Origin of the sequence: Aquabacterium olei (assembly GCF_003100395.1) — a bacterium.
Taxonomy (GTDB): domain Bacteria; phylum Pseudomonadota; class Gammaproteobacteria; order Burkholderiales; family Burkholderiaceae_C; genus Aquabacterium; species Aquabacterium olei.
Map to the genome: position 1 here is coordinate 393382 of NZ_CP029210.1, position 26333 is coordinate 419714.

Consider the following 26333-nt stretch of genomic DNA (forward strand, 5'->3'; position numbering starts at 1 on the left):
GCCATGGCCCGTCTTCCTTTCAGTCAGCAGGTACGCCAGGCGCGCGAAGACGCCATCGTGGATGCCGTGAACCGGCTTCTGGCGGGCAAGGGCTTCGACCTGATGACGATGGATGAAGTGGCCGCCGAGGTTGGCATCGCCAAGGCCAGCCTCTACAAGCACTTCGACTCGAAGGAAGCGCTGGCGGCGGCGGCGATGAAGCGCCTCTTGAACCGCGCCCGTTTCGAGCTGGACCGTGTCGAGGCGCTGACCGAGCTCGACCCCCTGGGCCGGCTGCAGGCCGTGGTGCGCTGGACCATGGGTGTGCAGCTGGCTGGCGAGATGCCCTCGCTGCCTTCGCAGAACTCCTCGTTGCGCACGGCCCTGATGGCCGACATGGACTACATGACGCTGCTGTTGGGCGTCAGCGAGCGCCTCAGCGGCTGGATCCTGCAGGCGCAGGCCGCCGGGCAGTTGGGCGCCACCGTGCCGCCCGAGGTGGTGCTCTACACGCTGTTTGCGCGCGCCTGCGATCCGGTTCTGGCCGTGCTCAAGGCCGGCGGACACCCTGACGAGCGCATCATCGACTGGGTGATGGCCACCACGTTCGACGGGCTGCGCGCCCGCTGAGCGGCAGCCGGGCGTGGCGGCCGCGCCACCGACGCCGTTCTGACTCAGTTCTGGCGCAGGCGGCTGTGGGCCGGCACGCAGGCCAGCAGGAACTCCATCTGGTCGGCCAGAATGCGACGCCCGCGCAGGATCATGTCCTCATGCAGGCTGGGCACATAGGGCAGGTAGTACAGCGACCACCCGAGTTCGTGCAGCGTGCGGTTGCCCTTGCGCCCGTTGCACCCCCGGCACGCGGTGATGCAGTTCATCCAGGTGTCGTGGCCGCCGCGCGAGGTCGGCACGATGTGCTCACGCGTGAGGTGATCCAGCGCGAAGTGCCCGCCACAGTAAGCGCACATCTGCCGATCGCGTGCAAACAGCTTCGGGTTGCTCAGCGCGGGCTGCTGCCGCCACGCACGGCTCGGCACGGCCCCGTGCACCGCCACGATGGGGTGCAGGGCCAGCCGCGATTGCAGACCCGTGAGCCGCTGGATGCCGCCGCGCAGCACCATGAAGGGCTCGCCCAGCGTCCACGCGACACCGTCGCTCGCATACACCACCGCCGCTTCCTTGGCCGACAGCCAAGCCTGCGGACGGCCTGACACGTCAAGTTGCAGCACGTCCATGCAGCCTCCAGTAAGGCATTGGTGCGATACAGCATAGAGACCTTGCGTGACATTCTCAAGCACGCACGGCCCTGCAGATGGCGGGGACCCTGTGGAGAACCCTGAGGCCGCGCAACCGCACCGCCAGCAAGGCGATGCACCCCGGCACGACAAATCCCCAAAAAAAATTGGGGCGGACTCACACAGCCGTCATCATTTTCTGCAAAATAGCACGGTCGTTCGATTTAGCACGACCGTTCGTATTTTTTTGAAGGAGCCCGCCTGTGTCCGTCCCGCCGCCCATCGACACCAAACACGCCGCCGAGTCTGGGCGCGAGCGTGGGCGTGGTGCCGCCAAGGGGCAGCAGACGCGCGCAGCCATCCTCGACGCGGCCCTGAACCTGGCCTCGCAGATGGGCATCGAAGGCCTGTCGATCGGCGCGCTCGCTGAAGTCACCGGCATGAGCAAGTCCGGCGTGTTCGCCCACTTCGGCTCACGTGAAGAATTGCAGATCTCGGTGATCCGCGAGTACCACGCCCGCTTCGAGGAAGAGGTCTTCAAGACGGCCATCCAGCAGGCGCGTGGCCTGCCGCGCCTGCGTGCCCTGTTCGAGAACTGGGTGGCCAAGGTCGCCACCGAAATCGATTCCGGCTGCATCTACATCAGCGGTGCCGTCGAGTTCGACGACCGCCCCGGCCCTGTGCGCGACGCGCTGGCCGGCATGGTCGTCACCTGGCACACGTCGCTGGTGCGCGCCATCCGCATGGCCATCGAGATGGGCCACCTGCGTGCCGACACGGATCCGATGCAGATGCAGTTCGAGATCCACGGCCTCATCCTCTCCTTGCACCACGACGCCCGCTTCCTGCGGTCGACGGGGGCCATCGAGCGCGCCCGCGTCGCTTTCGACCGCGTGGTGCAGTACTACGCACAGGGTGCACCCAACCCCTTGCCATACCAACCATCCACCGCGGCGGCGTCATCCGCACCGGTGTCCCGCTGAACCCATCGCCTGGCCAGATCAGGTTTATTCAAGTGTCTTTCTGACCGAGGAGCTTCACGATGCCTTCCTACACCCCCCCCCTGCGCGACATGCAATTCGTGATCCACGAGCTGCTGGGTGGCGTTGACGAGTTGAAAAAGATCCCCGCCTATGGCGATCTGGACGCCGACACCGTCAACGCGGTGCTGGAAGAAGGCGGCAAGTTCGCCTCCGAAGTGCTGGCTCCGCTGAACCTGGTGGGCGACGTCGAAGGCTGCACGCTGAACAAGGAAACCCACGAGGTCACGACCCCGAAGGGCTTCAAGGAAGCCTACAAGCAGTACACCGAAAACGGCTGGTCGGCGCTGTCGGCCGATCCGGAGTGGGGCGGCCAGGGCCTGCCCCTGCTGGTCAACCAGGCCATCTACGAGATGCTGAACTCGGCCAACCAGGCCTGGACCATGTACCCCGGTCTGAGCCACGGTGCCCACGCCTGTCTGGAAGCCCACGGTTCGGCCGAGCAGAAGGCCATGTACCTGCCCAAGCTGACCTCGGGCGAGTGGACCGGCACGATGTGCCTGACCGAACCGCACTGCGGCACCGACCTGGGCCTGCTGCGCACCAAGGCCGAGCCGCAAGCCGACGGCACCTACAAGCTGACCGGCGCCAAGATCTTCATCTCGGCCGGTGAGCACGACATGGCCGACAACATCGTCCACCTGGTGCTGGCCCGCCTGCCGGACGCGCCTGCGGGTTCGAAGGGCATCTCGCTGTTCGCCGTGCCGAAGTTCCTGGTGAACGCCGACGGCTCGCTGGGTGCGCGCAACGGCATCTACTGCGGTGGCCTCGAGCACAAGATGGGCATCCACGGCAACGCCACCGCCCAGATGGTGCTGGAAGACGCCGTCGGCACCCTGGTCGGCCAGCCGCACCGCGGCCTGCCCGCCATGTTCGTGATGATGAACGGCGCCCGTCTGGGCGTGGGCAACCAGTCGCTGGGCCTGACGCAAGTCGCCTACGAGAACGCCGTCAACTACGCCAAGGACCGCGTGCAGATGCGTGCCCTGTCGGGCCCGAAGCGCCCTGACCTGGCGGCCGACCCGATCATCGTGCACCCCGATGTGCGCAAGATGCTGCTGACCGCCCGTGCCTACGCCGAAGGCGCCCGCGCCCTGGTGTACTACGTGGCCATCGAGCTGGACAAGGCCCACAACCACCCGGACGAAGCCGTGCGCAAGGAGTCCGACGACATCGTCGCGCTGCTGACCCCGATCGTGAAGGCCTTCATCACCGACAACGCCTGGATCTCGACGGTGCACTGCCAGCAGGTCTACGGCGGCCACGGCTTCATCCACGAGTGGGGCATGGAGCAGTTCGTCCGTGATGCGCGCATCAACATGATCTACGAAGGCACCAACACCATCCAGTCGCTGGACCTGCTGGGCCGCAAGGTGCTGGGCGATGCCGGCGCCAAGCTGACCAAGTTCGGCAAGGTGGTGGGCCGCTTCGTCAAGGAAAACGCCGACAACGAAGCCATGCAGGAGTTCACCAAGCCGCTGGCCGACCTGGGTCAGAAGGTGCAGGCCTTCACGATGGAAATCGGCATGAAGGGCATGCAGAACCCGGACGAAGTGGGCGCCGCGGCCGTCGACTACCTGCGCGTGGTCGGCCACATGGTCTACGCCTACTTCTTCGCCCGCATGGCCCAGATCGCGCTTGAAAAGCAGGCCACCGGCGACGCCTTCTACAAGGCCAAGCTGGCCACCGCCCGCTTCTACTTCGCCAAGCTGATGCCTGAAGTCGAAACGCTGATGATCACGGCCAAGGCCGGTCTGAAGCCGCTGACCGAAATGGAAGAAGCCCTGTTCTGACCGACAGGCACCCGATGAAGGGCGTGCTCCGCACGGGGTGCGCCCTTCAGCCTCTCTCCTCCTTTCCAAAAATCTCTGCCAGGAGAAAACATGAGTCGATTCAATGTCCGCAAGGTGGCCGTGCTCGGCGCCGGCGTGATGGGTGCCCAGATCGCGGCCCATCTGGTCAACTGCAAGGTGCCGGTCGTGCTGTTCGACCTGCCTGCCAAGGAAGGCCCGAAGAACGGCATCGTCACCAAGGCCGTTGAAAACCTCAAGAAGCTCAAGCCGGCACCGCTGGGCGTGGCCGAAGACGCCGCGCTGATCCAGCAGGCCAACTACGAAGAGCACCTGGAAGCCCTGCGCGGCTGCGACCTCATCATCGAGGCCATCGCCGAGCGTCTGGACTGGAAGGAAGACCTCTACAAGAAGATCGCCCCGTTCGTGAACGACAACGCGATCCTCGCCACCAACACGTCGGGCCTGTCGATCACCGCCATGGCCAACGTGCTGCCCGAGCAGCTGCGTTCGCGCTTCCTGGGCATCCACTTCTTCAACCCGCCGCGCTACATGGCGCTGCTGGAACTGATCCCCACCGAGTACACCAAGCCGGAAGTCGTCGACCAGCTCGAAGCCTTCTCGACCTCGGCCGTGGGCAAGAGCGTCATCCGCGCTTACGACACCCCGAACTTCATCGCCAACCGCGTGGGCGTGGCCGGCATGCTGCTGACCTTCCGCGAAGTCGAGCGCTCGGGCCTGGGCTATGACGTCGTCGACGACCTGACCGGCAAGAAGCTGGGCCGCGCCTCGTCGGCCACCTTCCGCACCGCCGACGTGGTGGGCCTGGACACGATGGCCCACGTCATCAAGACGCTGCAGAACGGTGCCAAGGACGACCCGTTCAACGGCGCGTTCGAAACCCCCGCTGCCCTGACCACCCTGATCGAGAAGGGCTTCCTGGGTCAGAAGACCAAGCAGGGCTTCTTCAAGAAGGAAGGCAAGACCATCCTGCAGTTCAACGCTGCCACGGGTGAGTACGGTGCCGCCGGCGGCAAGGCCGACGACGAAGTCAGCAAGATCCTGAAGAAGCCGGCCGCCGAGCGCCTGAAGGCGCTGCGCGAGTCGAGCCACCCGCACGCCCAGTTCGTGTGGGCCATCCTGCGCAACGCCTTCCACTACGCCGCTGTCACGCTGGAATCGATCGCCGAGACCGCCCGCGACATCGACTTCGCCATGCGCTGGGGCTTCGGTGCCAAGCAAGGCCCGTTCGAGCTGTGGCAGGAAGCCGGCTGGAAGCAGGTCGCTGAATGGGTGAAGGCCGACATCGACGCCGGCAAGGCCCTGTCGAAGGCGCCGCTGCCCGCCTGGGTGTTCGACGGCCGCGACGGTGTGCACACCGCCGAAGGTTCGTGGGCCCCGAAGCTGGGCAAGTACGTGCCGGTGCGCAACCTGCCCGTGTACGAGCGCCAGTACTTCCGCGAGAACGTGCTGGGCTCGAACGCCCCGTCGGCGGCCACCGCCGGCAAGACCCTGTTCGAAGACGCCGCCATCCGCCTGTGGACGCTGGACGACGAAGTGGTCATCGCTTCGATCAAGTCCAAGATGCACACCATCTCGGCCGAAGTGACCTCGGGCCTGACCAAGGGCCTGGAGCTGGCCGAAGCCGGCTACAAGGGCCTGGTGATCTGGTCGCAGGACGGTCCGTTCTCGGCCGGTGCCGACCTGCAGTCGATGATGCCGGCCTTCATGCAGGGCGGCGGCAAGGCCATCGCTCCGTTCGAGAAGCAGCTGCAGGACTTCATGCTGTCGCTGCGCTACGCCAACGTCCCGACCGTGGCTGCGATGCACGGTCTGGCCCTGGGGGGCGGCTGTGAGCTGGCCGTGCACGCTGCCAAGCGCGTGGCCGCGATGGAAACCTACGTCGGCCTGGTCGAAGTGGGCGTGGGCCTGATCCCTGGCGGCGGTGGCCTGGCCTACCTGGCCCGCCGCGCAGCCGAGTTGCTCGAACCGTCGAAGGGCGTGTCGGGCCAGGTCGGTGGCGAGCTGATGGGCTTCCTGAAGGAAGGCTTCCAAGCTGCGGCCATGGCCAAGGTCGGTACCTCGGCGATCGAGTCGCGCAAGTTCGGCTACCTGATCGACGGCGACGTCATCGTGCCGCACAAGGACGAAGTCCTGCACGTGGCCATCGCCCAGGCCAAGGCCATGTTCGAGTCGGGCTACCGCGCCCCGGCCAAGAAGCTGATCCCCGTGGCGGGCCGCAGCGTCAAGGCCACGCTGCAGTCCTCGCTGATCAACATGCGTGATGGCGGCTTCATCAGCCAGCACGACTACTACATCAGCTCGTGCATCGCCGATGTGCTGACCGGCGGCGACGTCGATGCCGGCACCCTGGTGAGCGAGGAATACCTGCACGCCCTGGAGCGCAAGCACTTCTGCACGCTGCTGGACAACCCCAAGACGCAAGAACGCATCATGGGCATGCTGTCGACCGGCAAGCCTGTCCGCAACTGATCGATCGGAGACACACACATGTCCAAGCAACTCCGCGACGTCTACGTCGTTGCCGCCACCCGCACCCCGATCGGCAAGTCGGGCCGTGGCGTGTTCAAGAACACCCGCCCTGACGACCTGCTGGTCGCCACCATCAAGAACGCCCTGAAGCAGGTTCCCTCGCTGGATCCGGCCGCCATCGAAGACGCCATCATCGGCTGCGCGATGCCCGAAGGCGAACAGGGCATGAACGTGGCGAAGATCGCCGCGCTGCTGTCGGGTCTGCCCAAGACCGTGGCCGGTGCCACCGTGAACCGCTTCTGCGCGGCCGGCATCACCGCCGTGTCGATGGCTGCCGACCGCATCCGCGTCGGTGAAGCCGAAGTCATGATCGCCGGTGGCGTGGAATCGATGTCCATGGTCCCCATGGGCGGCTCCAAGCCCTCGTTCAACCCGGCCGTGGTGAACGTCGACGAGAACGTCGGCATCGCCTACGGCATGGGCATGACCGCCGAGAAGGTGGCCGAGCAGTGGCAAGTCACCCGTGAAGAGCAGGACGCCTTCTCGGTGGAATCGCACCGTCGTGCCATCGCCGCCCAACAGGCTGGCTGGTTCGACGCCGAAACCACCCCGATCGAAGTCGAAGTGCGCACGCCGAATCTGGAAACCGGTGAAGTGACCGTTTCCAAGAAGGTCATCACCCGTGACGAAGGCGCGCGCCCCGACACCTCGATGGAAGGCCTGGCCAAGCTGCGCCCGGTGTTCGCGGCCAAGGGTTCGGTCACGGCCGGCAACTCGTCGCAGACCTCGGACGGCGCTGGCTGCCTGATCCTGGCTTCGAAGGAAGCCTGCGAGAAGTATGGTCTGCAGCCGCTGGCCAAGTTCGTGGCCTTCGCGGTCAAGGGCGTGCCGCCCGAGATCATGGGCATCGGCCCGATCGAAGCCATCCCCAAGGCCCTGGAGTACGCCGGCCTGAAGGCCTCGGACCTGGACTGGGTCGAGCTGAACGAAGCCTTTGCCGCCCAGTCGCTGGCCGTGCTGAAGGACCTCGACAGCAAGGGCCACGTGCTGGACCGCGCCAAGGTGAACCCGATGGGCGGCGCCATCGCCCTGGGCCACCCGCTGGGTGCCACCGGCGCCATCCGTGCCGCCACCGTGGTGCACGGCCTGCGTCGCACCGGCGGCAAGTACGGCATGGTGACGATGTGCATCGGCACCGGCCAGGGCGCTGCCGGCATCTTCGAGCGCGTGGACAGCCTGTAATCGGCCCCACCGTGCTGCACGCCTGAGAAAGCCCGCCGCCGTGCGGGCTTTTTCTTGACCGCCTCGCCACCATGGAACACCTCGAACACCTCCACCTGCACACCGACGATGGCCACACGCTGGCGGCCCGGGCCTACCGGCCGCTGGAGGGGGCGACGGTGCAGCGCGCCGTCATCGTGGCGCCGGCGCTGGGTGTGCCGCAGTCGTTCTACGACCGCTACGCACGCTGGCTGGCCGGCCATGGTTGCGTGGTCTACACGCTCGACTGGCGCGGCATGGGCGAGTCGGCCCCGGCCGACCTGAAGCGTTACCGCGCCCGCCTGACCGACTGGGCGCGGCACGATGCGCCGGCCATCATGGCGCTGGTGAGCGAACGCCACCCGGGTCTGCCCATCAGCTGGTTCGGCCACAGCATGGGCGGCATCCTGTTCGGGATGGTGCCGCAGCACCCGCAGATCGACCACGTCGTGACGCTGGGCAGCGGCAGCGGCTTCACGCGCCATCTGGCGCCGCGGTTGCGGCCGTGGATGGGGCTGTTCTGGCATGTGGTGGTGCCGCTGAGCGTGGCGCGTCACGGCTATTTCGCCGGGCGGCGGATCAACGCGGTGGGTGACCTGCCGCGCGGCATCGTCGCGCAGTGGAAGCGCTGGTGCGCCAGCCCCGACTTCCTGTTCAGCGAAGGGCCCGAGGTCGTGGCCGCGTACGCCGCCGTGCGCAAGCCGATCACGGCCGTGCTCTTCACCGACGACACGATGGCCAGCGCGCGCGGGATCCGCGCCGTGCACGCGGGCTACACCGGCACCACGGTGCGCCACCTCCACCTGCGTCCGCAGGACATCGGGGCGGCGCGCGTGGGTCACTTCGATTTCTTTCACGCCCGCACGGGCCCGCGTGGCTGGGCACACAGCCTGGCCTGGCTGGGCGTGACACCGCAGGCCGACACGGCCGAACCCTCCCGGCAGGCCGCCTGACGCCCTAACATGGCGCCTTGATTCCGGCCCCTGCCTCTCGAACCGCATCCTTCAGGAGACCTCTCATGTCCGATCCCATCCTCGCCCACGTCGAAGGCGCGGTGCTGACCCTCACCTTCAACCGCATCGAGAAGAAGAACGCGATCACGACCGCGATGTACTCTGCGCTGGCCGACGCCCTGACCGAGGCCGCCCAGGACGACGCCGTGCGCGTGGTGGTGTTCCAGGGCGCGGTCGAGGTCTTCACCGCGGGCAACGACCTGGCCGACTTCCTGAGCAAGCCGGCCGACCTGTCGCCGGGCGCTGAGCCCGCGCCGGTGGTGCGCTTCCTGGAAGCGCTGCGCACCTTCCCCAAGCCCGTGGTGGCGGCTGTGTGCGGCCCGGCCGTGGGCATCGGCACGACGCTGCTGCTGCACTGCGACCTGGTCTACGCGGGTGACAACGCGGCCTTCAGCCTGCCGTTCGTCAACCTGGGCGTGTGCGCCGAGGGCGGCTCGAGCCTGCTGCTGCCGCAGCTGCTGGGCTACCAGCGTGCGGCCGAAAAGCTGCTGCTGGGCGATGCCTTCTATGCCGACGAGGCGCTGGAGATGGGCCTCGTCAACCGCATCCTGCCGCCCAACGAAGTGAACGGCTACGCCCAGGCGCAGGCTGCCAAGCTGGCCGCCAAGCCGGCCACCTCGCTGCGCGCCACGAAGGCGCTGATGAAGAAGCCGATGACCGGTCTGGCCCAGGCCATGATCGACGAGTTCCAGTCCTTCGGTGACCTGCTGCGCGGCCCGGCCGCCCGCGAGGCGATCAGCGCGGTGATGGAAAAGCGCAAGCCCGATTTCTCGAAGTGCTGACCAGGCTGGACGGACCTGTAGAGGGTCTGTCCACGAACTGTCGCGCCTTACGGCCGCCGGCGGTGGGCAGAATGCCAAGGAAGTCTCGGCACGGAGGTGTCAAAGGCGGGGCGCGCGCGCATAATGGGCGTTTCCGGTCTTCAATCTGGTGGCGCGGTGCGCTGCCGTCTGGCCCGCCTTGTTCGACATCCGTCTGCCCTCCACCCTGGTCCAGTCCGTGCTGGACGCCCTGCCGACGCCGGTCTTCTTCAAGGACCGTGCCGGCCGCTACCGGGGGTGCAACCGCGCCTTCACCGAGCTGATGGGCAAGCGGCCCGATGAACTGCTCGGGATGTCGGTGTTCGACCTGTCGCCGCCGGAGCTGGCGCGTGTCTACCAGGAGGCCGATGAGGCACTGATGCTGGCCGGGGGCGAACAACGCTACGAAGCCGAAGTGCAGCGCCCGAACGGCGAACGCCTGCACGTGCTGTTCTACAAGGCCGCGGTGCGCGACGAGCACGGCGTCGTGTGCGGCCTGGTGGGCACCATCCTCGACATCACCGAGCGCAAGGCGCTGGAGCACCGACTGGCCGATCTGGCCGACCGCGACGCGCTCACGGGCCTGCTCAACCGACGGGCCATCCTCGCCCACCTCGAGGGCCTGCATGCCGATCGGCGACAGGCCCGGCAGCCGCTGTGCCTGCTGATGGTCGACGTCGACCACTTCAAGTCCATCAACGACCGCTTTGGCCATGCCATCGGCGACGAGGCCCTGGTGCGTGTGGCCGGCTGCCTGCGCAGCAACCTGCGCGACGGCGACCGGGTGGGCCGCATCGGTGGCGAGGAGTTTCTGGTGGTGCTGGGCAGCACCGACCTGGATGACGCGCGCGGCGTGGCCGAGCGGCTGCGTCAGGCCGTCTCGCAGATCATGGTCGAGACGCTGGGCGGCATGCTGCAGCTGACCGTGAGTGTGGGCCTGGCGAGCAGCCTGCCCGATGAGGACTGGGCCCACGTGCTGGGCCGGGCCGACGAAGGGCTGTATGCCGCGAAGCGTACCGGACGCGACCGCGTTGTGGTGGCCCAGAACGAAGGCCGCCACCTGCTGAGCAAGGACTGGCGGCGCTCCTGACGCCGCCGCCGCTGCGGCCGGCCCTCAGGGCCCCTGGAATCCGCCCTGGCGGAAGGTGAGCACCAGCGTGTCACGCCAGCCGTGATCGGCCAGGGGCTGGATCGGCGTCGATTCGTGGATCACACGCTCGTCGTCGATCAGCATGGTGCTCCAGGGCTCGGTCAGCGTGAAGCGCACGCCGCGGGGGCCGTCGGCTTCGAAGACCCGGGTCTCGCCGCCCTTGATGGCATGGCGCTCGAGCATCAGCACGGCCACGAAGTCCACGCCATCGCGGTGGGCGCCTTCCGGTGTGGGTCGGCCGATGCCGCCGGTGGTGTCGACCCGGAACTGGTGGGCCTCGATGTACCAGCGGTCGACCGGCTTGGCCTGCGCCAGCAACTGACCGATCTGCGCCAGCAGGCCCTGCCACAGCGGGTGGGCACAGACGTCGGGCGCCACGGGCTCGAACCAGCGCTCGAAGCCGCCGTGCAGTGCGTTGTAGGTGACCGGCTGCCAGTGCGCGCGGTGCGGCACCTGGGTCAGCGTGCCGTCGGCGGTGTCGAGCGTGAAGCAGCTGTGGCGGCGGAAGCGGTAATGCCCGCCGTCGCGCAGGTGCTGGTCGGGCGGCAGGTCGTTCCAGCTGGCGTGCAGAGCGTCGGCGGTGGCCGCGTCGCTGTGCAACCAGTCGAGCAGCACGGCAGGGCGGAGCAGGGCCCAGCCTTGCTGGCGCAAGGCGTCAGGAACCTGATCGAGGGAGGTCGAGGTGAGCGCTTCCATAAGGGCGACATGGTCGCACAGACGGCGGTGTGCGCCCGGCGACAGGGTGGCGTCGCCCGCGGTGCGATGGGCCATGGCTTGACCTGTCGCAAGCCGCAGACGGCCTCAGGCTGCGGGCACCGGCCGGGGCTTGCCTTCGAGGTCGATGGCCACGTAGGTGATGTGCGCCTCGGTGACCTTCACGAGGATCGGGTCCGTGGGCTGGCGCTCGGCCCAGACCTCGACATGCACCTTCATCGAGGTGCGGCCGACCGATTCGATGCGGGCGTAGAACGACAGCAGGTCGCCCACCGACACCGCATTGCGGAAAACGAACTCGTTGACGGCGACGGTGGCCACGCGCCCGCGCGAGACGCGGCCGGGCAGCACGCAGCCGGCCAGATCGACCTGGGCCATGATCCAGCCGCCGAAGATGTCGCCGTTGCCGTTGGCGTCCTTGGGCATGGGCATGACCCGCATGACGAGCTCCATGTCGGGGTGGAGCTCGGTGGGGGTCAGAAGGGTGTTGGGGCGGGGGACGACGGTCATGGGCAATCAGGCAGACAATCTGCTTCTTCGGTCTGACCCGTGATTGTTCCAGAATGCGCCGTTACGCACACGTTCCCGCCGCCGAGACCCCTGCCGGCTCGCCCCCCGCCGCCCCGCAGCACGGCGAACGCCAGACGCTGGCGCGTCTTTGGCCCTATCTGTGGGCCTACAAAGGTCGGGTGATGCTGGCGCTGGCCTTCATGGTGGGCGCCAAGCTGGCCAACGTGAGCGTGCCGCTCGTGCTCAAGAACCTGGTGGACCGCCTCGCGCCGGATGCAGGCAGCCCCCAGGCGCTGCTGGCCGTGCCGGCCGGGCTGCTGCTGGGCTACGGGCTGCTGCGCCTGTCGACGTCGGTGTTCACCGAGTTGCGCGAGCTGGTGTTTGCCAAGGCCACCGAGGGCGCGGCGCGCCGCATCTCGCTGGAGGTGTTCTCGCACCTGCACGCGCTGAGCCTGCGCTTTCACCTCGAGCGCCAGACCGGGGGCATGACCCGCGACATCGAGCGTGGCACGCGGGCCGTGCACTCGCTGATCTCGTACTCGCTCTACAGCATCGTGCCCACGGTGATCGAGGTGGCGCTGGTGCTGACGCTGCTGGGCGCGAAGTTCGACATGGTGTTCGTGTGGATCACGGTGGCCGCGCTGGTGCTGTACGTGAGCTTCACCGTGGGCGTGACGACGTGGCGCACCCGTTTCCGGCGGGAGATGAACGAGCTCGATTCGAAGGCGCACACGCGCGCGGTCGATTCGCTGCTGAACTACGAGACCGTCAAGTACTTCAACAACGAGGCGTTTGAAGGCCGGCGCTATGACGAGGCCCTGGAGCGCCTGCGCAAGGTGGCCGTGCGCACGCAGCAGACGCTGTCGCTGCTCAACGCGGGGCAGCAGACCATCATCGCCACGGCCCTGATCGCCATGCTGTGGCGTGCCACGCAGGGGGTGGTCGACGGCCGCATGACGGTGGGCGACCTGGTCATGGTCAACGCCTTCATGATCCAGCTCTACATCCCGCTGAACTTCCTGGGCGTGATCTACCGCGAGATCAAGCAGTCGCTCACCGACCTCGACAAGATGTTCACGCTGATGGCGCGCGAGCGGGAGGTGGCCGATGCGGCCGATGCGCGCCCGCTGCTGATCAAGGACCAGCAGGCCCCCGCCGTGCGTTTCGACCATGTGCAGTTCGCGTACGACCCGGCACGGCCCATCCTGCACGACGTGAGCTTCGAGATCCCGGGCGGGCAGACGGTCGCGGTGGTGGGCCCATCGGGTTCGGGCAAGTCGACGCTGGCGCGGCTGCTGTACCGCTTCTACGATGTGCAGGGTGGCCGCATCACCGTCAATGGCCACGACGTGCGCAGCCTCACGCAGGACAGCCTGCGCCGCCACATCGGCATCGTGCCGCAGGACACCGTGCTGTTCAACGACACCGTGGCCTACAACATCGCCTATGGCCGGCCCGATGCCACGCGCGAGCAGGTGGAGCAGGCGGCCAAGGCGGCGCACATTCACGACTTCATCCTGGCCACGCCCGGCGGCTACGACACCATGGTGGGCGAGCGGGGCCTGAAGTTGTCGGGCGGCGAAAAGCAGCGGGTGGCCATTGCCCGCACGCTGCTGAAGAACCCGCCCATCCTCGTGTTCGACGAGGCCACGTCGGCGCTCGATTCGGCCAACGAGCGCGCCATCCAGGCCGAGCTGGCCGCGGTCGGCCAGGGCAAGACGGTGCTGGTGATTGCACACCGGCTGTCGACCATCGTGCACGCGCACGAGATCCTGGTGATGGAGCAGGGCCGCATCATCGAGCGCGGCACGCACCCGCAGCTGCTGGCCGCGAACGGCCGCTACGCGCAGATGTGGCGGCTGCAGCAGCACGAGGCCTGAGCCAGCCCCGCAGTGGCGGGGTCAGGGCTCGATGGCCATGCCGCGCAGCACCACGCCCTGGCCCACGCCGCCAATGAAGCGGGCCTGGCCCGACTTCAGATCGACCTCGTACAGCCGCGTGGCCCGGTCGACGCCGCGGCGGGTGGCCAGGTAGGCCCGGTTGTTGGTGTCGGCGATGTCGAACGCGGCGTCGTCGAATCCGTCGATGACCAGCGGCCCCACCGAGCGCATCAGGCCCGTGTTCGGCGAAACCTCGGGTCGTGTGCCCTCCAGCGAGCCCATGATGGACAGGTGGCGCGTCTGTGCGTCGATCGCGTAGTTCGTGGTGATCTTGTCGTTGTCGGCGTTGTAGGTGTAGCCCACCGCGACGATGCGTGCGGGGCGGCCCTCCAGCAGGTCACCCGGCGCGTAACGCAGCGCGCCATCGGGCTGGACGCCCGGCTGCTGCGGGTTGCCGTCCACGGCGGCGCCGGTGTCCGGGTGCAATCGCATGTTGGCGCTCGCATCGGTCACCACGCGGATGCGGTCCACTGTCGGGTTGAAGTCGAAGCCGACACGGGCGCCGGCCGGCATTGTGATCGGCTCGCCGATGGGCGTGGTCTGGCCCGAGGCCCGGTCGATGCGCAACAGGCGGCCTTGCGTCGACAGCCCGTACAGCAGCCCCCTGGCGACGCGGTAGTCGATGCCCACCAGGGCCTCGCCCGGCGCGAGCCCCTGCAGCGGCTGACGGCTCAGGATCTGCTCGGGCGCGCTGCCGTTGAAGGTCACCAGCACGTTGTCGTCGGTCACGCCGACGATCAGCTCCTTGCGCTCGATGCGCGGGGCGGGGGTCTCGAGGTGGGACGCCCGTGCGGCGGTGTCGGGCGCCGGGGCGCTGACGCACCCGGCCAGCACCGACAGGGCCAAGCTGCCCATGAGGGCGACGCGGCAAGAGGATGGACGGCGAAGGATGGCCATGGGCGGTACTCCTGGGCCGGCAGCCCGCAGCCGCCAACCTTGTTCAATCGGGCTTGACCTGGATGAACGGCACGGTGCCGCCCGTCACGTTGGGCAGTTTGCCATCCCACTTGCGGATGGCCTCCCGCTCGTTTTCCACCTTGCGCAACTCCAGCAGTTCGCGCGTCACCTGCTGGCGTTGCAGGGCCAGCGCGTCGGCTTCGGCCCTGGCCGACGCCACCTTCTGCTTGGCCTCCACCTCGATGCGCTGCAGGTCGCGTTCGGCCTTGAGCTTCTCCTGTTCGGCCTTGACCTTGGCTTCGATGGCTTCGGCGAACGATCGCGAGAACGCGAAGTTCACGATGGCAAATTCATCGAGGACCAGGCCGTGTCGTGCCATCTTCTGTTTCAACAGGTCGCCGATGGCGTCGCGCACCTCGGTGCGCCGCGTGACCAGCTCTTCGGCCGTGAAGCGCGCGGTGACGGCTTTCACCGCCTCCTGCGCGGCCGGGATGATGATGCGGTCGGCCGCGATGTCGGTGCTGGGACCGATGGTGCGGAACACGTCCACCACCCGGTGCGGGTCGAGGTGGTAGTTGATGGCAATGCGTGTGTGCACCGACTGCAGGTCGCGTGAGGCGGCGTCGCCTTCACCTTCGCCCTTCTGGATGCGCACGTCCATGAGGTGCATGGACTGCGCCAGCGGGACCTTGAAGTGGATGCCGGGATCGTAGACCGCGTCGTCGGCCTTGCCGAAGGTGGTCTTCACCCCGCGCTCGCCGGCGGTGATCACCACCACGGGGTTGAGGATGGACAGCGCGAACAGCGCGCCGCCGATGAGCAGCGCGCCCTTGAACACCGGGCCCACACGGGAGGGAGAAGAAAACGTCGTCATGGTCCTTCCTGATGCGGCCGCTCGAATGGCGGCCTTGTCGGCATCCTACCGGCACCGCGGGCAGGCGGCGGTGCGAAAATGGCGGCTGATTTCACACCCCAAACCGCTCTGCCATGACTGCCACCGCGCCCGCCACGCTGACCCTGACCCGCCCCGACGACTGGCATCTGCATGTGCGCGATGGCGCGGCCATGGCCTCGGTCGTGCCGGCCACGGCGGCGCAGTTCGCCCGCGCCATCATCATGCCCAACCTGCGCCCGCCGATCACCACGGCCGAGCAGGCGGTGGCCTACCGCGACCGCATCCGCGCGGCGGTGCCGGCCGGCGTGACCTTCGAGCCGTTGATGGCGCTCTACCTGACGGACAACACCCCGGCCGAAGAGGCGGCCCGCGCCAAGGCCATGGGCGCCGTGGCCTTCAAGCTCTACCCGGCCGGCGCCACCACCAACAGCGACGCTGGCGTGACCGACCTGCGCAAGACCTACAAGGTGCTGGAAGCCATGCAGCGCGAGGGCCTGGTGCTGTGCGTGCACGGCGAGGTGACCGACAGCGACGTGGACGTGTTCGACCGCGAGAAGGCCTTCATCGACGAGAAGCTGATCCCGCTGCGCCGCGACTTCCCTGAGCTGAAGGTGGTGTTCGAGCACATCACCACCAAGGAGGCCGCGCAGTACGTGACCGAGGCCGACCGCTTCGTGGGCGCCACCATCACGCCGCAGCACCTGCTGTACAACCGCAACGCCATCTTCATGGGCGGCGTGCGCCCGCACTACTACTGCCTGCCCATCCTGAAGCGCGAGGAGCACCGCGTGGCGCTGGTGCAGGCCGCCACCAGCGGCAGCACGAAGTTCTTCCTGGGCACCGACAGCGCGCCGCACGCCTCGCACCTGAAAGAGCACAGCTCGGGCTGCGCCGGCTGCTACACCGCGCCGTGCGCCATCGAGCTGTACGCCGAGGCCTTCGAGGCCGCCGGTGCGCTCGACAAGCTGGAGGGCTTTGCCAGCTTCCATGGCCCGGATTACTACGGCCTTCCTCGCAACACCGACCGCATCACACTGGCCCGCGAGGACTGGGTGGTGCCGGAAAGCCTGCCCTTCGGCGAGACCGTGATCAAGCCGCTGCGCGGTGGCGAGACGCTGCACTGGCGTCTGCGCTGATCCGGGGCGGCTCAGGGGCTCTCTGGGGTGTCGGGTGGGGCGGGCCGCCCTGCCCGCAGCGCATGAACCTCGTCGCGCAGGCTGGTGATCTCCTGGCGCAGCGAGCGGATCTGGGCGTGCATGTCGCGGAGGATGTCGCGCTCGACCTTGCGTTCCTGCGTGCCGACAAACATGGCCGCGATGCTGGCCGTCACCAGCGACAGCAGGCCATAGCCCAGCAGCACGACGAAGACCGAAAACACACGCGAGGCGGTGCTGCTCGGCACGACGTCGCCATAGCCCACCGTGGCGGCCGTGGAGAACGCCAGCCACAGGCCCTCGTGCAGCGAGGTCACCCCCGGGTCGAGCCAGTAGAAGCCGATGCCGCACAGGCCGATGACGGTGGCGCCCATGCCCAGCAACCGGGCCAGCCCCGTTTCGGTGAACAGCGGCTTGCTGATCTTCAACAGCCGATAGAGCATCAGCACCGCGATGGCCAGGCGCCAGATGAGCGCCGGTTCCGACTCATTGCTCTGCGGCAGCACCGCGTTGAGCAGCAGGGCCGCGCCCAGAAACCAGTCGAGTCGCAACTCCATGGGGTGGTGGCCCCACGTGTGACTCTGCTCGTTGACCGCGGGGCCCGGTGCCTGCAGCGCCCGCCTCACCCGCCACGCCGACACCAGCACGACCGTGCCGCTGAGCAGGTACATCCAGGTTGCCCAGGTGGCCGGCGTCGGCATCATGGAGTCGTAAAAGGCCGGCACGCTGGCGGTCAGCGCGATCAGCATCGGCCAGGGTGAGTGGGCCGCATCGAGGCGGCCGAAGCGTCGGGGCATGGCAAGGCCGGGCTGCGGCAGCCCGGAAAGCAGGGGGTGAGACCTCAGGCGGGCAGGAAGCCTTCCACCGACAGGTAGCGCTCGCCCGTGTCATAGCAGAAGCCGAGCACGCGGGCGCCGTCGGGCAACTCGGGCAGCTTCTGCGCGATGGCGGCCAGCGTGGCGCCGGAAGAGATGCCGACCAGCATGCCTTCCTCGCGGGCAGCGCGGCGCGCGTACTCGCGGGCGTCTTCGGCTTCCACCTGGATCACGCCATCAAGCAGGTCGGTGTGCAGGTTGACCGGCACGAAGCCGGCGCCGATTCCCTGGATGGGGTGCGGCGCGGGGCTGCCGCCCGAGATGACGGGCGACGCCTTGGGTTCGACCGCAAACACCTTGAGCTGTGGCCAGGCGGCCTTGAGCACCTTTGCGCAGCCCGTGAGGTGGCCGCCGGTGCCCACGCCGGTGATCAGGGCGTCGAGGCCTTCGGGGAAGTCGGCCAGGATCTCCTGGGCCGTGGTGCGTTCGTGCACGGCGATGTTGGCCGGGTTCTCGAACTGCTGCGGCATCCAGGCGCCGGGCGTGGTGGCAACGATCTCTTTGGCACGCTCGATCGCACCCTTCATGCCCTTCTCGCGCGGCGTGAGGTCGAACTGCGCGCCGTAGGCCAGCATCAGGCGACGGCGTTCGATCGACATGCTGTCGGGCATGACGAGCACGAGGCGGTAGCCCTTGACCGCGGCCACCATGGCCAGGCCGATGCCGGTGTTGCCCGAGGTGGGCTCGACGATGGTGCCGCCAGGCTGGAGCGCGCCGCTGCGTTCGGCGTCTTCCACCATCGCCAGGGCAATGCGGTCCTTGATCGAGCCGCCGGGGTTGGCGCGTTCGGCCTTGATCCAGACCTCGGGCGCCGCGCCGAACAGGCGGTTCATGCGGACGTGAGGGGTGCGGCCAATGGTGTCGAGGATGGATGAGGCTTTCATGGTGGTTCTCTCCGCGGTCATAAAGACCTTATGCACAAAGCGCCTGAGAGCATACGACGCGGGCCGGGCAGAATGCGTGCCATGCTGCAAACACCGATTCTGATGCGCGGCGGCCGCCTTGTGGAGCAGGGCGTCGCGGTCGTGCTGCTCTGTCTGACCCTCATCATGGTGGCCCTTTGGCCGCAGGGCGTGCGCGCCGAGGATTTCCTGCCCGCCGACCAGGCTTTCCGGCCGAGCGTGGGCGTGGCCGGCAAGCAGGCCGTGCGCGTCGACATCGCGCAGGTGCCTGGGGTGTATCTCTACCGCGAGCGCTTCGAGGCCCGCCTGCAGGCCGGTGAACGGGCGGCACCCGAGGCGCTGAGCTGGCGTCTGCCGCCGGGCGAGTCCAAGCACGACGCCACGTTCGACAAGGTGATGGAGGTCTACCACGGCCCGGTCTCGGGCGAAGTGGCGCTGCCGGCCGGGCTGCGCGGCGAGCCCATGCTCACCATCGTCTACCAGGGCTGTGCGGATGCCGGCCTGTGTTACCCGCCGCAGACCCGGCGCTACGAACTCCAGATCGGGCCGGATGGCGCCTTGCAGGGCGTGCGCCCGGCGGGGGGCTCGGTGGCGCTGGCCGCGCCGGGGGGCGGTCGCCTGCTGGGCAGTGCGACGGTGCCCGCCGTGCCATCGCCTGCGGCCGCCCCGGCACCCGTGGACGCCGATGGCGACCGGGTGAGCCAGGCGCTCGCCTCAGGCCGGCTGGCGGTGGTTCTGCCGGTGTTCCTGCTGGCCGGCTTGCTGTTGTCGCTCACGCCGTGTGTGCTGCCGATGGTGCCCATCCTGTCGTCCATCATCGTGGGGCAGCAGGGGCGGGTCAGCCGGGGGCGCGGCTTTGCGCTGGCGCTGAGCTATTCGCAGGGCATGGCGCTGGTCTACACCGGCCTGGGCGTGGCCGCCGGCCTGCTGGGCCAGGGCCTGGCCGCCTACCTGCAGCACCCCTGGGTGGTGCTGGGCTTTGGCGCATTGATGGTGCTGCTGGCGCTGTCCATGTTCGGGCTGTACGAGCTGCGTCTGCCGGTGGCCGTGCAGAGCTGGTTGGGCGAGGGCACGCAGCACCTGCCCGGCGGGCGTTTCCTGAGCGTGTTTGCCATGGGCGTGGTGTCGGCGCTGATCGTCAGCCCGTGTGTGTCGGCGCCGCTGGCCGGGGCGCTGCTCTATATCAGCCAGACGCGCGACGTGTGGCTGGGCGGCGGCGCGTTGTACGCCATGGCCTGGGGCATGAGCGTGCCGCTGTTGCTCGTGGGCCTTTCGGCCGGCACGCTGCTGCCGCGCACGGGGCCGTGGATGAAGGCGGTCAAGGCGCTGTTCGGCGTGCTGATGCTGGTGATGGCCGCCTGGGTGACCCGGCCTGCCTGGCCGGTGCTGGTGGCCCAGGTGACGGGCCAGCAGGCCGCTGTGGGGGCGCACCGCAGCGTGCTGCCGTTCGAGCGCGTGCGCAATGTGGCCGAGCTGGATGCGGCCCTGGCGCGCGCCGCGGCCGAAGGCCGGCCCGTGATGCTGGATTTCTATGCCGACTGGTGCGTGTCGTGCGTCGAGATGGAGCAGCTGACCTTCCGCGATGAGGGCGTGCGCCAGCGTGTGCAGCGCGCGGTGCTGCTGCAGGCCGATGTGACGGCGAACAACGACGACGACCGCGCGCTGCTGGCGCGTTTCCAGCTCTTCGGGCCGCCCGGCATCCTGTTCTGGAACGCGCAGGGGCAGCCGGTGCCACAAGCCCGTGTGGTCGGCTTCCAGAAGCCCGAGGTGTTCGTGCAGGCGCTGCAGCAGGCGGGCTTGTGAGCATGCACCCCGACGCCCGGGCGCTGTGGCGCGCCCCGATGTGGCTGCTGTCGGTGCTGCTGGCGGCGCTCGGCATGCTGGGCCCGTTCGCGGTCGACACCTACCTGCCGGCGTTTTCGGGCATCGCGGCCGACCTGCAGGCCACGCCCGTGCAGATCCAGCAGACGCTGTCGGCCTACCTGTTTGCCTTTGCCTTCATGAGCCTGTTCCATGGCTCGCTGTCCGACAGCCTGGGCCGCCGGCCTGTCGTGCTGACCGGCATCGCCGTGTTCACGCTGGCCTCGGCGGGCTGTGCGCTGTCGACCAGCATCGGGCAGCTGGTGTTCTTCCGGGCGCTGCAGGGGCTGTCCACCGGGGCGGGCATCGTGGTGTCGCGCGCGGTCATCCGCGACCTGTTCCCGCCGGCCGATGCGCAGCGGGTGATGTCGCAGGTCACGCTGTTCTTCGGCATTGCGCCCGCCATCGCGCCCATCATCGGGGGCTTCCTCTTCGCCCATCTCGGCTGGCATGCGGTGTTCTGGTTCCTGACCGGCGTGGGCGCGGTGCTGTGGGTGGCCAACTGGCGTCTCCTGCCTGAGTCGCTGCATGTGGGGCACCGGCAGCCCTTCGTGCTGCGCAACCTGATGCGTGGCTATGTGGCCATCGGCACCAGCCCGCGCTTCCTGCTGCTGGCGCTGGCCAGTGGCGTGCCCTTCAACGGCATGTTCCTGTATGTGCTGGCGGCGCCGGCCTTCCTGGGCGAGCACCTCCACCTTGCACCCACCGAGTTCTTCTGGTTCTTTCTGTGCACCATCAGCGGCATCATGGGCGGCGCCTGGATCAGCGGGCGGCTGGCCGGGCGCATCGAACGCGACCGCCAGATCCGCATCGGTCTGGGCGTGATGCTGGCCGTGTCGGTGCTGAACCTGGCCGCCAACATGCTGATGCCGGCGCACGTGAGCTGGTCCCTCATCCCGATCGGCCTGTATGCGCTGGGCTGGGCCATGATGACGCCCGTCGTCACGCTGATGGTGCTGGATCTTTACCCTGACCGGCGCGGCATGGCGGCGTCGATGCAGGCCTTTGTTGGGGCGCTGTCCAACGGCGTGGTGGCCGGCGTGGTGGTGCCCATGGTGATGCACGACACCGTGGCGCTGGCGGTGGCCTCGCTGTTGCTGATGTTGGTGGGCCTGTTCGCGTGGATCGCGCTGCAGCGGCGATAATGCGCGGGTGAAGTCGGCCAGACCGCCGCTGGTGCGGGGCCCGAAAGGGCGCACTGGAGGAAGGTCCGGACTGCACAGGGCAGCGTAGGAGGTAACACCTCTCCACCGCGAGGTGAGGATCAGAGCAACAGAGACGAGTCGGGCTGGCTTTCGGGCTGGTTCGGGTGAAACGGGCAATCTCTACGCGCAGCAACACCAAATAGGCACACGATGACCTGGCCCGGGGAGTGTGCGGGTAGGTGGCACCGAGCCGCTCTGGCGACAGGCGGCCCAGAGGAATGGCGGTCACGGTCCGGCGTTGCAAGACGACGGACTGCACAGAATCCGGCCTATCGGCCGACTTCACACTTTTTTCACGATGAGGCATCGCCCGCGGCGGCCTCATTCAAGTTCGGGGCGGTGGCGTCCGACAACCCGGGGAGTGACCCTTTTCACATCCCCACCATGTCCGACCTCGATCTCCGCCACGCCAGCCAGCGCCTGAAGTACTACGCCAGCCTCGTCATGCTGTCGATCGGGCTGTCGTACGCGGCGGATGCCCACGCGGCCGAGGCCCACGGTGACGGTCATGCGGCCCAGGCGGTGCCCAAGGCGACTCCGGCCGCATCCGGCGCGGCCAGCAACGTCTCCATGACCGAGCTGCGCGACATGATCGATCAGAAGATCAACGAGGTGCGCGCGCGGCGCGAAGGGCCGGCCGTGGTGCGCGTGCCCGTGCGCGGCGCCCGTGCCACGGCCAGCAAGGCGGCGCCCACCCGGGCCGGCTCGGGCGGCGGCAGCGTGGTCGACCCCCACGGCCACGAGGTGCACTGGGCCTATGGCGGCGCCACGGGCCCGGAGAGCTGGGGGCAGCTCAAGCCCGAGTACCGCCAGTGCATGCTGGGCAAGCGCCAGAGCCCCATCGACATCCGCGACGGCATCCCGGTCGAGCTCGACCCGATCGCGTTCGACTACCGGCCCAGCGCCTTCCGGGTGACGGACAACGGCCACACGGTGCAAGTCAATGTGGATGCGGGCAACGGCATCACCGTGAGTGGTCGGCGCTATGAACTGCTGCAGTTCCATTTCCACCGGCCCAGCGAGGAGCGCATCAACGGCAGGCAGTTCGAGATGGTCGCGCACCTGGTGCACAAGGATTCGGAAGGGCGCCTGGCCGTGGTGGCCGTGCTGCTGGACGCCGGGCCCGCCAACCCGGTGGTGCAGCAGGTGTGGAACAACCTGCCGCTGGAAAAGCACCTGGAGCAGGCAGCGCAGCAGCCGCTGGACCTGAACGGCCTGCTGCCCGAGGCGCGGCAGTACTACACCTACATGGGTTCGCTGACCACGCCGCCATGCAGCGAGGGGGTGCTGTGGCTGGTGATGAAGCAACCCGCCGGGGTTTCGCGCCAGCAGATCGGCGTGTTCAGCCGGCTTTACCCGATGAACGCCCGGCCGGTGCAGCCGGCGTCCGGCCGGCTCATCAAGGACGGGCAGTGAGCCTCAGTACACGCGCCCGCCCTTGATCTGGGCGTGCGTGCGGCGGCTGAGGTCCGTCATGCGGGCCATCTGCGCCATGGCGTGGCCTGCGTGTGCGTGGCAGATGGCCAGGCCCAGCGCGTCGGCGGCGTCGTTGTGCGGCTCGCGCGGCAACTCCAGCAGCCGCATCACCATGTGCCGGATCTGGGCCTTGGCTGCATGCCCGTGGCCCACCACCGCTTTCTTCATCTGCAGTGCGGTGTATTCCGACACCTGGGGTGAGGTGGTGAACGACAGCAGCCCCGCGATGGCGGCGCCGCGGGCCTGCCCCAGCAGCAGCGTGGACTGCGGGTTGACGTTCACGAAGACGATCTCCACCGAGGCGTCGGTCGGCTCATAGCGCGCGACCACCTCCCGCACGCCCTCGAAGATCAGGCGCAGGCGGTTGGGGAGGTCGCCCTGGGCCGCTTCCTTGGTCCGGATGGTGCCGCTGGCCAGGTAGCGCAGCCGCGGGCCATCGGTCTCGATCACACCGAAGCCGGTCGTCTGCAGGCCGGGGTCGATGCCCAGGATGCGCCGGCTCATCGGGCCTCCGCCCGCGGTTGTCCGGCGTGGGGGACGGCGGGGCGCGCTGCGCCTAAACAACAAGAAGAGTCTCGGATTTCGGTCTTTTGCACTTCTCGGCTCGTGAAATCGTTCCTTACACTCCAGCGAAGTCTTGCAGTGTCGAGGATGGTGATGTGGGTGGACAAGGCGCGAAGCCGGGCGGGCAGGCGCGCATGCGGCGGGCCGACGGCGTGCCGTGGTTTCACGGTCATCGAACTGATGGTGGTGCTGACGGTGTCCGTCATTCTGATGGCCGTGGCGGCGCCGGCGTTCCAGCCGATCGTACAGGCCAATCGCACGCTCACTGAAATGAACACGCTCACCGCTTCGATGCGCGTGGCGCGGGCCGAGGCCTTGCGTCAGGGGTTGCCCGTCACCTTGTGCGCGTCCACGAACGGCACGTCATGCTCGGGGGCCAACACCTGGCAAGGCGGCTGGATCCTCTTTGTCGACCAGGATGCCAACCGCGCGGTCGACACCGGGGACCGCATCGTGCGCGTGCAACCCGGCTTTTCGGGCGGCGATGTCGTCAGCGCAAGCAACACCACCTCAGGCGTCACCTTCAGCCGCGACGGCTTTGCGTTCAACCTGGGCGCGGCCGTGACCTGGACGATCCGCACCACCCCCGTGAGCAACGCGGCGACGCGCTGTGTCGTCCTCAACCGCGTGGGGCGCGTGCAGGAGCGCGCGTATGACGGGAGCGCGTGCACATGAACGCGGCCTGCCGTGTCGGGTCCACGCGTCGCCGGCAGGCGGGTTATGCGCTGCTCGAGGCCGCGGTCGCGCTGCTGGTGCTGGGCCTGGGGCTGCTGGGTGTGGCCAAGACCCAGGCCCTGGTCCTGAAGAGCACATATTCGTCCGGACAGCGCTCGCTGGTGTCGCTGTCGGCCGCCAGCCTGGCCGCGGCCATGGAGGGCAATCCGGCCTACTGGCGTGGGCTGGCCCGGGGCCGCACCACCGCGCTGACCGTGAGCGTCACGCCGGCCAGCGGTGGCGGGGTGACCCTGTCGCAGAACGAGCTGACTGCCGCAAACCGGGATTGCTCGACCGCCACGTGCTCGAGCACCGAACTGGCCGCCTACGACCTCAAGGCCTGGGCCGCCAACCTGCAGTCCCAATTGGGCGATGCCCTGATCGGCGTGACCCTGGTGTTGCAGCCACCGGACGGGGCCAGCGCCGTCAACGCCGCGCTGACCATCCAGTGGCGCGAGAACATTCCCGCCATCCAGGGCGGCACGGCCGGCACGTCCAACCAGAGCCTGACCCACTACGTCCAGCCATGATGCGCCGTCGCCCCCCTGCTTGCCACCGGCAGGCCGGCTTCACGCTGGTCGAGCTGATGGTCGCCGTGGCCATCGGCCTGCTGGTGGTCGCCAGCGCCATCGGCGTCTTCATCAACATGAAAGCGACCTATCTGGCGCAGGACACCCAGTCGCAACTGCAGGACGCGCAGCGCATGGCGGTGCAGATGATCCGCACCACGGTGCAGGCGGCGGGCTACCACGTGAATCCGGCGCGCAACGCCCGGATCGATGCCCTGCCTGCCCGGACGGCCACGGCCAGCGTGCCCAGGTTCTCGGCAGGCCAGGCCGTGTCGGCCAAGGCGGGCACCGGCACCACGGGCGACACGCTCTACGTGCGCTTTCAGACCTTGTCGGGGGACGGCATCTTCAACTGCAAGGGCGACACCAACCAGGGCACGGCGGGCACCGCCCGGCTCTACCTCAATGCGCTGAGCGTCAACGCGAGCAACGAACTGGTGTGCGAGGTCGATGACGGCGAGGCGGCCCAGCCCATCCTGGCCAACGTCAGCCGGCTGGCGGTGTCCTTCGGGGTGCATGAGACGGCCACCACGTTCGACACCGACCGCAATGTCAGCCGCTACAAGACGGCCGCCCAGATGAGTGACGACGAGTGGAGCCGCGTGCTGACTGTGCGCATCGAACTGACCTTCGTGAATGGACAGCGCACCTGGCAGCAGGTGATCAACCTGGCCAACTACATATGAGCGAGATCGACGACCGAAACTGCCGGGCGCCATCCGGGTTGCGCGCACAACGCGGTGCCGCCCTGGTGACAGCGCTGTTGTTGCTGCTCGTGATGACCGTGCTGAGCGTGACGCTGTTCCGCAAGGTGGTCGGCGAGGAGCGCATTGCGGGGGACGTGCGCGAGCACCAGCGCGCCTACGCGGCCGCCCAGACCTCGCTGCAGTTTGCCGAGAACTGGTTGAGCACGGTCTACACCGGCAACCTGAACACCTGCGCGGCCGGCACGACGGCGGTGACGTCGGTCAGCCTGGTCAAGGTCTGTGACGCACCGCTGTACGGCAGCGCCAGCACGACGAGCGCCCAGCGTGCCATCGTGACCGAGCCCACCAGCTGGCCGACTCGCTTCACCTACCAGCCCGCCGGCATGGCCGTGGGCTCGTCGGACACCAGCGTCCAGCGTCACGCCCAGCTGCCCGGCTTCCACATCACCTCGCTCGGGCTCGGGCCCGATGGCCGCACACCGTTCTATCAGGTCACCAGCTACGGCATCGGCGGCAACGGCACGTCGGTGTCGGTGGTGCAGTCCACATACGCCCTCACCGCGCAGGTGACGGCGCTCGACAATCCCTGAG

General features: G+C 68.2%; 25 protein-coding genes and 1 other RNA gene. 18 read left to right on the plus strand and 8 right to left on the minus strand.

From position 1 onward, the window contains the following. Positions 1 to 3 precede the first annotated feature (3 nt). Complete coding sequence (locus tag DEH84_RS01730; protein WP_109034179.1) at positions 4 to 609, plus strand: TetR/AcrR family transcriptional regulator; 606 nt, start codon at positions 4 to 6, stop codon at positions 607 to 609. Between the two features lie 44 nt (positions 610 to 653). Here DEH84_RS01730 and DEH84_RS01735 read toward each other — a convergent pair whose 3' ends face one another. Then, positions 654 to 1214, minus strand: coding sequence for an HNH endonuclease (locus DEH84_RS01735; RefSeq protein ID WP_109034182.1), 561 nt, complete (start codon positions 1212 to 1214; stop codon positions 654 to 656). A 263-nt stretch (positions 1215 to 1477) separates the two neighbouring features. On the opposite strand from DEH84_RS01735, the gene DEH84_RS01740 reads away from it, so the two are divergent. The 7 genes from DEH84_RS01740 (at position 1478) to DEH84_RS01770 (ending at position 10700) form a co-directional block, all read left to right on the plus strand. Next, positions 1478 to 2197 carry a TetR/AcrR family transcriptional regulator gene (locus tag DEH84_RS01740; protein ID WP_425428981.1) on the plus strand — a complete coding sequence of 240 codons (720 nt, stop codon included), beginning with the start codon at positions 1478 to 1480 and terminating at the stop codon, positions 2195 to 2197. Positions 2198 to 2256: 59 nt separating this feature from the next. After that, positions 2257 to 4047 carry an acyl-CoA dehydrogenase C-terminal domain-containing protein gene (locus tag DEH84_RS01745; protein WP_109034184.1) on the plus strand — a complete coding sequence of 597 codons (1791 nt, stop codon included), beginning with the start codon at positions 2257 to 2259 and terminating at the stop codon, positions 4045 to 4047. A gap of 90 nt (positions 4048 to 4137) precedes the next feature. Beyond that, complete coding sequence (locus DEH84_RS01750) at positions 4138 to 6537, plus strand: 3-hydroxyacyl-CoA dehydrogenase/enoyl-CoA hydratase family protein (RefSeq protein WP_109034186.1); 2400 nt, start codon at positions 4138 to 4140, stop codon at positions 6535 to 6537. A gap of 18 nt (positions 6538 to 6555) precedes the next feature. After that, positions 6556 to 7779, plus strand: coding sequence for an acetyl-CoA C-acyltransferase (locus DEH84_RS01755; RefSeq protein ID WP_109034189.1), 1224 nt, complete (start codon positions 6556 to 6558; stop codon positions 7777 to 7779). 71 nt (positions 7780 to 7850) lie between these two features. Then, the gene (locus tag DEH84_RS01760; protein WP_109034191.1) at positions 7851 to 8750 is read left to right on the plus strand and encodes an alpha/beta hydrolase family protein; all 900 of its coding nucleotides are present in this window, start codon (positions 7851 to 7853) and stop codon (positions 8748 to 8750) included. Between the two features lie 65 nt (positions 8751 to 8815). Continuing rightward, positions 8816 to 9592 (plus strand): enoyl-CoA hydratase, encoded by a 777-nt coding sequence (locus tag DEH84_RS01765; RefSeq protein WP_109034193.1) that lies wholly within the window; start codon positions 8816 to 8818, stop codon positions 9590 to 9592. Positions 9593 to 9770: 178 nt separating this feature from the next. Beyond that, a complete protein-coding gene (locus DEH84_RS01770; protein WP_159098806.1) occupies positions 9771 to 10700 on the plus strand; it encodes a GGDEF domain-containing protein in 930 nt (309 codons plus the stop codon). A 24-nt stretch (positions 10701 to 10724) separates the two neighbouring features. Here the strand turns inward: DEH84_RS01770 and DEH84_RS01775 are convergent, their stop codons facing one another. Both DEH84_RS01775 and DEH84_RS01780 read right to left on the minus strand, forming a co-directional pair. Beyond that, positions 10725 to 11456, minus strand: a complete 732-nt coding sequence (locus tag DEH84_RS01775) for a 2OG-Fe dioxygenase family protein (protein ID WP_109038146.1) — start codon at positions 11454 to 11456, stop codon at positions 10725 to 10727. A 105-nt stretch (positions 11457 to 11561) separates the two neighbouring features. After that, positions 11562 to 11984, minus strand: a complete 423-nt coding sequence (locus DEH84_RS01780) for an acyl-CoA thioesterase (protein ID WP_109034195.1) — start codon at positions 11982 to 11984, stop codon at positions 11562 to 11564. A 53-nt stretch (positions 11985 to 12037) separates the two neighbouring features. Between DEH84_RS01780 and DEH84_RS01785 the strand changes: the two genes are divergently transcribed. Beyond that, positions 12038 to 13864 carry an ABCB family ABC transporter ATP-binding protein/permease gene (locus tag DEH84_RS01785; protein WP_109034196.1) on the plus strand — a complete coding sequence of 609 codons (1827 nt, stop codon included), beginning with the start codon at positions 12038 to 12040 and terminating at the stop codon, positions 13862 to 13864. Positions 13865 to 13885: 21 nt separating this feature from the next. Here DEH84_RS01785 and DEH84_RS01790 read toward each other — a convergent pair whose 3' ends face one another. Continuing rightward, the gene (locus DEH84_RS01790; protein ID WP_109034197.1) at positions 13886 to 14821 is read right to left on the minus strand and encodes a DUF4394 domain-containing protein; all 936 of its coding nucleotides are present in this window, start codon (positions 14819 to 14821) and stop codon (positions 13886 to 13888) included. A gap of 43 nt (positions 14822 to 14864) precedes the next feature. Beyond that, a complete protein-coding gene (locus tag DEH84_RS01795; RefSeq protein WP_218929746.1) occupies positions 14865 to 15695 on the minus strand; it encodes a prohibitin family protein in 831 nt (276 codons plus the stop codon). Positions 15696 to 15808: 113 nt separating this feature from the next. On the opposite strand from DEH84_RS01795, the gene pyrC reads away from it, so the two are divergent. Further along, positions 15809 to 16852 carry a dihydroorotase gene (pyrC, locus tag DEH84_RS01800; RefSeq protein WP_109034198.1) on the plus strand — a complete coding sequence of 348 codons (1044 nt, stop codon included), beginning with the start codon at positions 15809 to 15811 and terminating at the stop codon, positions 16850 to 16852. Positions 16853 to 16863: 11 nt separating this feature from the next. On the opposite strand, the gene DEH84_RS01805 is transcribed toward pyrC, so the two are convergent. Together DEH84_RS01805 and cysK are read right to left on the minus strand one after the other, a co-directional pair. Next, on the minus strand, positions 16864 to 17667 hold the full coding sequence (locus DEH84_RS01805; protein ID WP_109034200.1) for a potassium channel family protein: 804 nt from the start codon (positions 17665 to 17667) through the stop codon (positions 16864 to 16866). 44 nt (positions 17668 to 17711) lie between these two features. After that, a complete protein-coding gene (gene cysK / locus DEH84_RS01810) occupies positions 17712 to 18629 on the minus strand; it encodes a cysteine synthase A (protein WP_109034202.1) in 918 nt (305 codons plus the stop codon). A gap of 81 nt (positions 18630 to 18710) precedes the next feature. Here cysK and dsbD point away from each other — a divergent pair, with 81 nt between their 5' ends. The 4 genes from dsbD (at position 18711) to DEH84_RS01830 (ending at position 23128) form a co-directional block, all read left to right on the plus strand. After that, the gene (gene dsbD / locus DEH84_RS01815; protein ID WP_245932654.1) at positions 18711 to 20450 is read left to right on the plus strand and encodes a protein-disulfide reductase DsbD; all 1740 of its coding nucleotides are present in this window, start codon (positions 18711 to 18713) and stop codon (positions 20448 to 20450) included. Positions 20451 to 20452: 2 nt separating this feature from the next. Further along, entirely contained in the window at positions 20453 to 21652 is a 1200-nt protein-coding gene (locus DEH84_RS01820; RefSeq protein ID WP_109034206.1) for a multidrug effflux MFS transporter, read from the plus strand. A gap of 9 nt (positions 21653 to 21661) precedes the next feature. Beyond that, an RNA gene (gene rnpB / locus DEH84_RS01825) (RNase P RNA component class A) lies at positions 21662 to 22000 on the plus strand. Between the two features lie 96 nt (positions 22001 to 22096). Beyond that, positions 22097 to 23128 (plus strand): carbonic anhydrase, encoded by a 1032-nt coding sequence (locus DEH84_RS01830; RefSeq protein ID WP_109038148.1) that lies wholly within the window; start codon positions 22097 to 22099, stop codon positions 23126 to 23128. Positions 23129 to 23131: 3 nt separating this feature from the next. On the opposite strand, the gene ruvC is transcribed toward DEH84_RS01830, so the two are convergent. Beyond that, on the minus strand, positions 23132 to 23692 hold the full coding sequence (ruvC, locus tag DEH84_RS01835; RefSeq protein WP_109034208.1) for a crossover junction endodeoxyribonuclease RuvC: 561 nt from the start codon (positions 23690 to 23692) through the stop codon (positions 23132 to 23134). A 153-nt stretch (positions 23693 to 23845) separates the two neighbouring features. Between ruvC and DEH84_RS01840 the strand changes: the two genes are divergently transcribed. Genes DEH84_RS01840 through DEH84_RS01850 form a run of 4 tightly spaced genes read left to right on the plus strand, consistent with a single transcriptional unit; the run spans position 23846 to position 26332 of the window. Next, on the plus strand, positions 23846 to 24427 hold the full coding sequence (locus tag DEH84_RS01840) for a GspH/FimT family pseudopilin (protein WP_159098807.1): 582 nt from the start codon (positions 23846 to 23848) through the stop codon (positions 24425 to 24427). After that, positions 24424 to 24996: a type IV pilus modification protein PilV gene (gene pilV, locus DEH84_RS19025; RefSeq protein ID WP_159098808.1), complete on the plus strand. Its 573-nt coding sequence runs from the start codon at positions 24424 to 24426 to the stop codon at positions 24994 to 24996. The genes DEH84_RS01840 and pilV overlap by 4 nt, the downstream gene beginning before the upstream one ends. Next, positions 24993 to 25721, plus strand: coding sequence for a PilW family protein (locus DEH84_RS19285; RefSeq protein ID WP_159099038.1), 729 nt, complete (start codon positions 24993 to 24995; stop codon positions 25719 to 25721). The genes pilV and DEH84_RS19285 overlap by 4 nt, the downstream gene beginning before the upstream one ends. Further along, entirely contained in the window at positions 25718 to 26332 is a 615-nt protein-coding gene (locus DEH84_RS01850) for a pilus assembly PilX family protein (protein ID WP_109034215.1), read from the plus strand. The genes DEH84_RS19285 and DEH84_RS01850 overlap by 4 nt, the downstream gene beginning before the upstream one ends. Position 26333: the final 1 nt, after the last annotated feature.

What these genes read in the sequence shown, in the direction of transcription:
- DEH84_RS01745 (WP_109034184.1), top strand. Translation starts at nt 2,257, where the DNA reads ATGCCTTCCTACACCCCCCCCCTGCGCGACATGCAATTCGTGATCCAC.
- DEH84_RS01790 (WP_109034197.1), bottom strand. Translation starts at nt 14,821, where the DNA reads ATGGCCATCCTTCGCCGTCCATCCTCTTGCCGCGTCGCCCTCATGGGC.
- pilV (WP_159098808.1), top strand. Translation starts at nt 24,424, where the DNA reads ATGAACGCGGCCTGCCGTGTCGGGTCCACGCGTCGCCGGCAGGCGGGT.
- DEH84_RS01780 (WP_109034195.1), bottom strand. Translation starts at nt 11,984, where the DNA reads ATGACCGTCGTCCCCCGCCCCAACACCCTTCTGACCCCCACCGAGCTC.
- DEH84_RS01785 (WP_109034196.1), top strand. Translation starts at nt 12,038, where the DNA reads ATGCGCCGTTACGCACACGTTCCCGCCGCCGAGACCCCTGCCGGCTCG.
- DEH84_RS01795 (WP_218929746.1), bottom strand. Translation starts at nt 15,695, where the DNA reads ATGACGACGTTTTCTTCTCCCTCCCGTGTGGGCCCGGTGTTCAAGGGC.
- ruvC (WP_109034208.1), bottom strand. Translation starts at nt 23,692, where the DNA reads ATGAGCCGGCGCATCCTGGGCATCGACCCCGGCCTGCAGACGACCGGC.
- DEH84_RS01755 (WP_109034189.1), top strand. Translation starts at nt 6,556, where the DNA reads ATGTCCAAGCAACTCCGCGACGTCTACGTCGTTGCCGCCACCCGCACC.
- cysK (WP_109034202.1), bottom strand. Translation starts at nt 18,629, where the DNA reads ATGAAAGCCTCATCCATCCTCGACACCATTGGCCGCACCCCTCACGTC.
- DEH84_RS01750 (WP_109034186.1), top strand. Translation starts at nt 4,138, where the DNA reads ATGAGTCGATTCAATGTCCGCAAGGTGGCCGTGCTCGGCGCCGGCGTG.
- DEH84_RS01775 (WP_109038146.1), bottom strand. Translation starts at nt 11,456, where the DNA reads ATGGAAGCGCTCACCTCGACCTCCCTCGATCAGGTTCCTGACGCCTTG.
- DEH84_RS01765 (WP_109034193.1), top strand. Translation starts at nt 8,816, where the DNA reads ATGTCCGATCCCATCCTCGCCCACGTCGAAGGCGCGGTGCTGACCCTC.
- DEH84_RS01760 (WP_109034191.1), top strand. Translation starts at nt 7,851, where the DNA reads ATGGAACACCTCGAACACCTCCACCTGCACACCGACGATGGCCACACG.
- DEH84_RS01820 (WP_109034206.1), top strand. Translation starts at nt 20,453, where the DNA reads ATGCACCCCGACGCCCGGGCGCTGTGGCGCGCCCCGATGTGGCTGCTG.
- DEH84_RS01735 (WP_109034182.1), bottom strand. Translation starts at nt 1,214, where the DNA reads ATGGACGTGCTGCAACTTGACGTGTCAGGCCGTCCGCAGGCTTGGCTG.
- DEH84_RS19285 (WP_159099038.1), top strand. Translation starts at nt 24,993, where the DNA reads ATGATGCGCCGTCGCCCCCCTGCTTGCCACCGGCAGGCCGGCTTCACG.
- pyrC (WP_109034198.1), top strand. Translation starts at nt 15,809, where the DNA reads ATGACTGCCACCGCGCCCGCCACGCTGACCCTGACCCGCCCCGACGAC.
- DEH84_RS01850 (WP_109034215.1), top strand. Translation starts at nt 25,718, where the DNA reads ATGAGCGAGATCGACGACCGAAACTGCCGGGCGCCATCCGGGTTGCGC.
- DEH84_RS01830 (WP_109038148.1), top strand. Translation starts at nt 22,097, where the DNA reads ATGTCCGACCTCGATCTCCGCCACGCCAGCCAGCGCCTGAAGTACTAC.
- DEH84_RS01730 (WP_109034179.1), top strand. Translation starts at nt 4, where the DNA reads ATGGCCCGTCTTCCTTTCAGTCAGCAGGTACGCCAGGCGCGCGAAGAC.
- DEH84_RS01840 (WP_159098807.1), top strand. Translation starts at nt 23,846, where the DNA reads ATGTGGGTGGACAAGGCGCGAAGCCGGGCGGGCAGGCGCGCATGCGGC.
- DEH84_RS01805 (WP_109034200.1), bottom strand. Translation starts at nt 17,667, where the DNA reads ATGCCCCGACGCTTCGGCCGCCTCGATGCGGCCCACTCACCCTGGCCG.
- dsbD (WP_245932654.1), top strand. Translation starts at nt 18,711, where the DNA reads ATGCTGCAAACACCGATTCTGATGCGCGGCGGCCGCCTTGTGGAGCAG.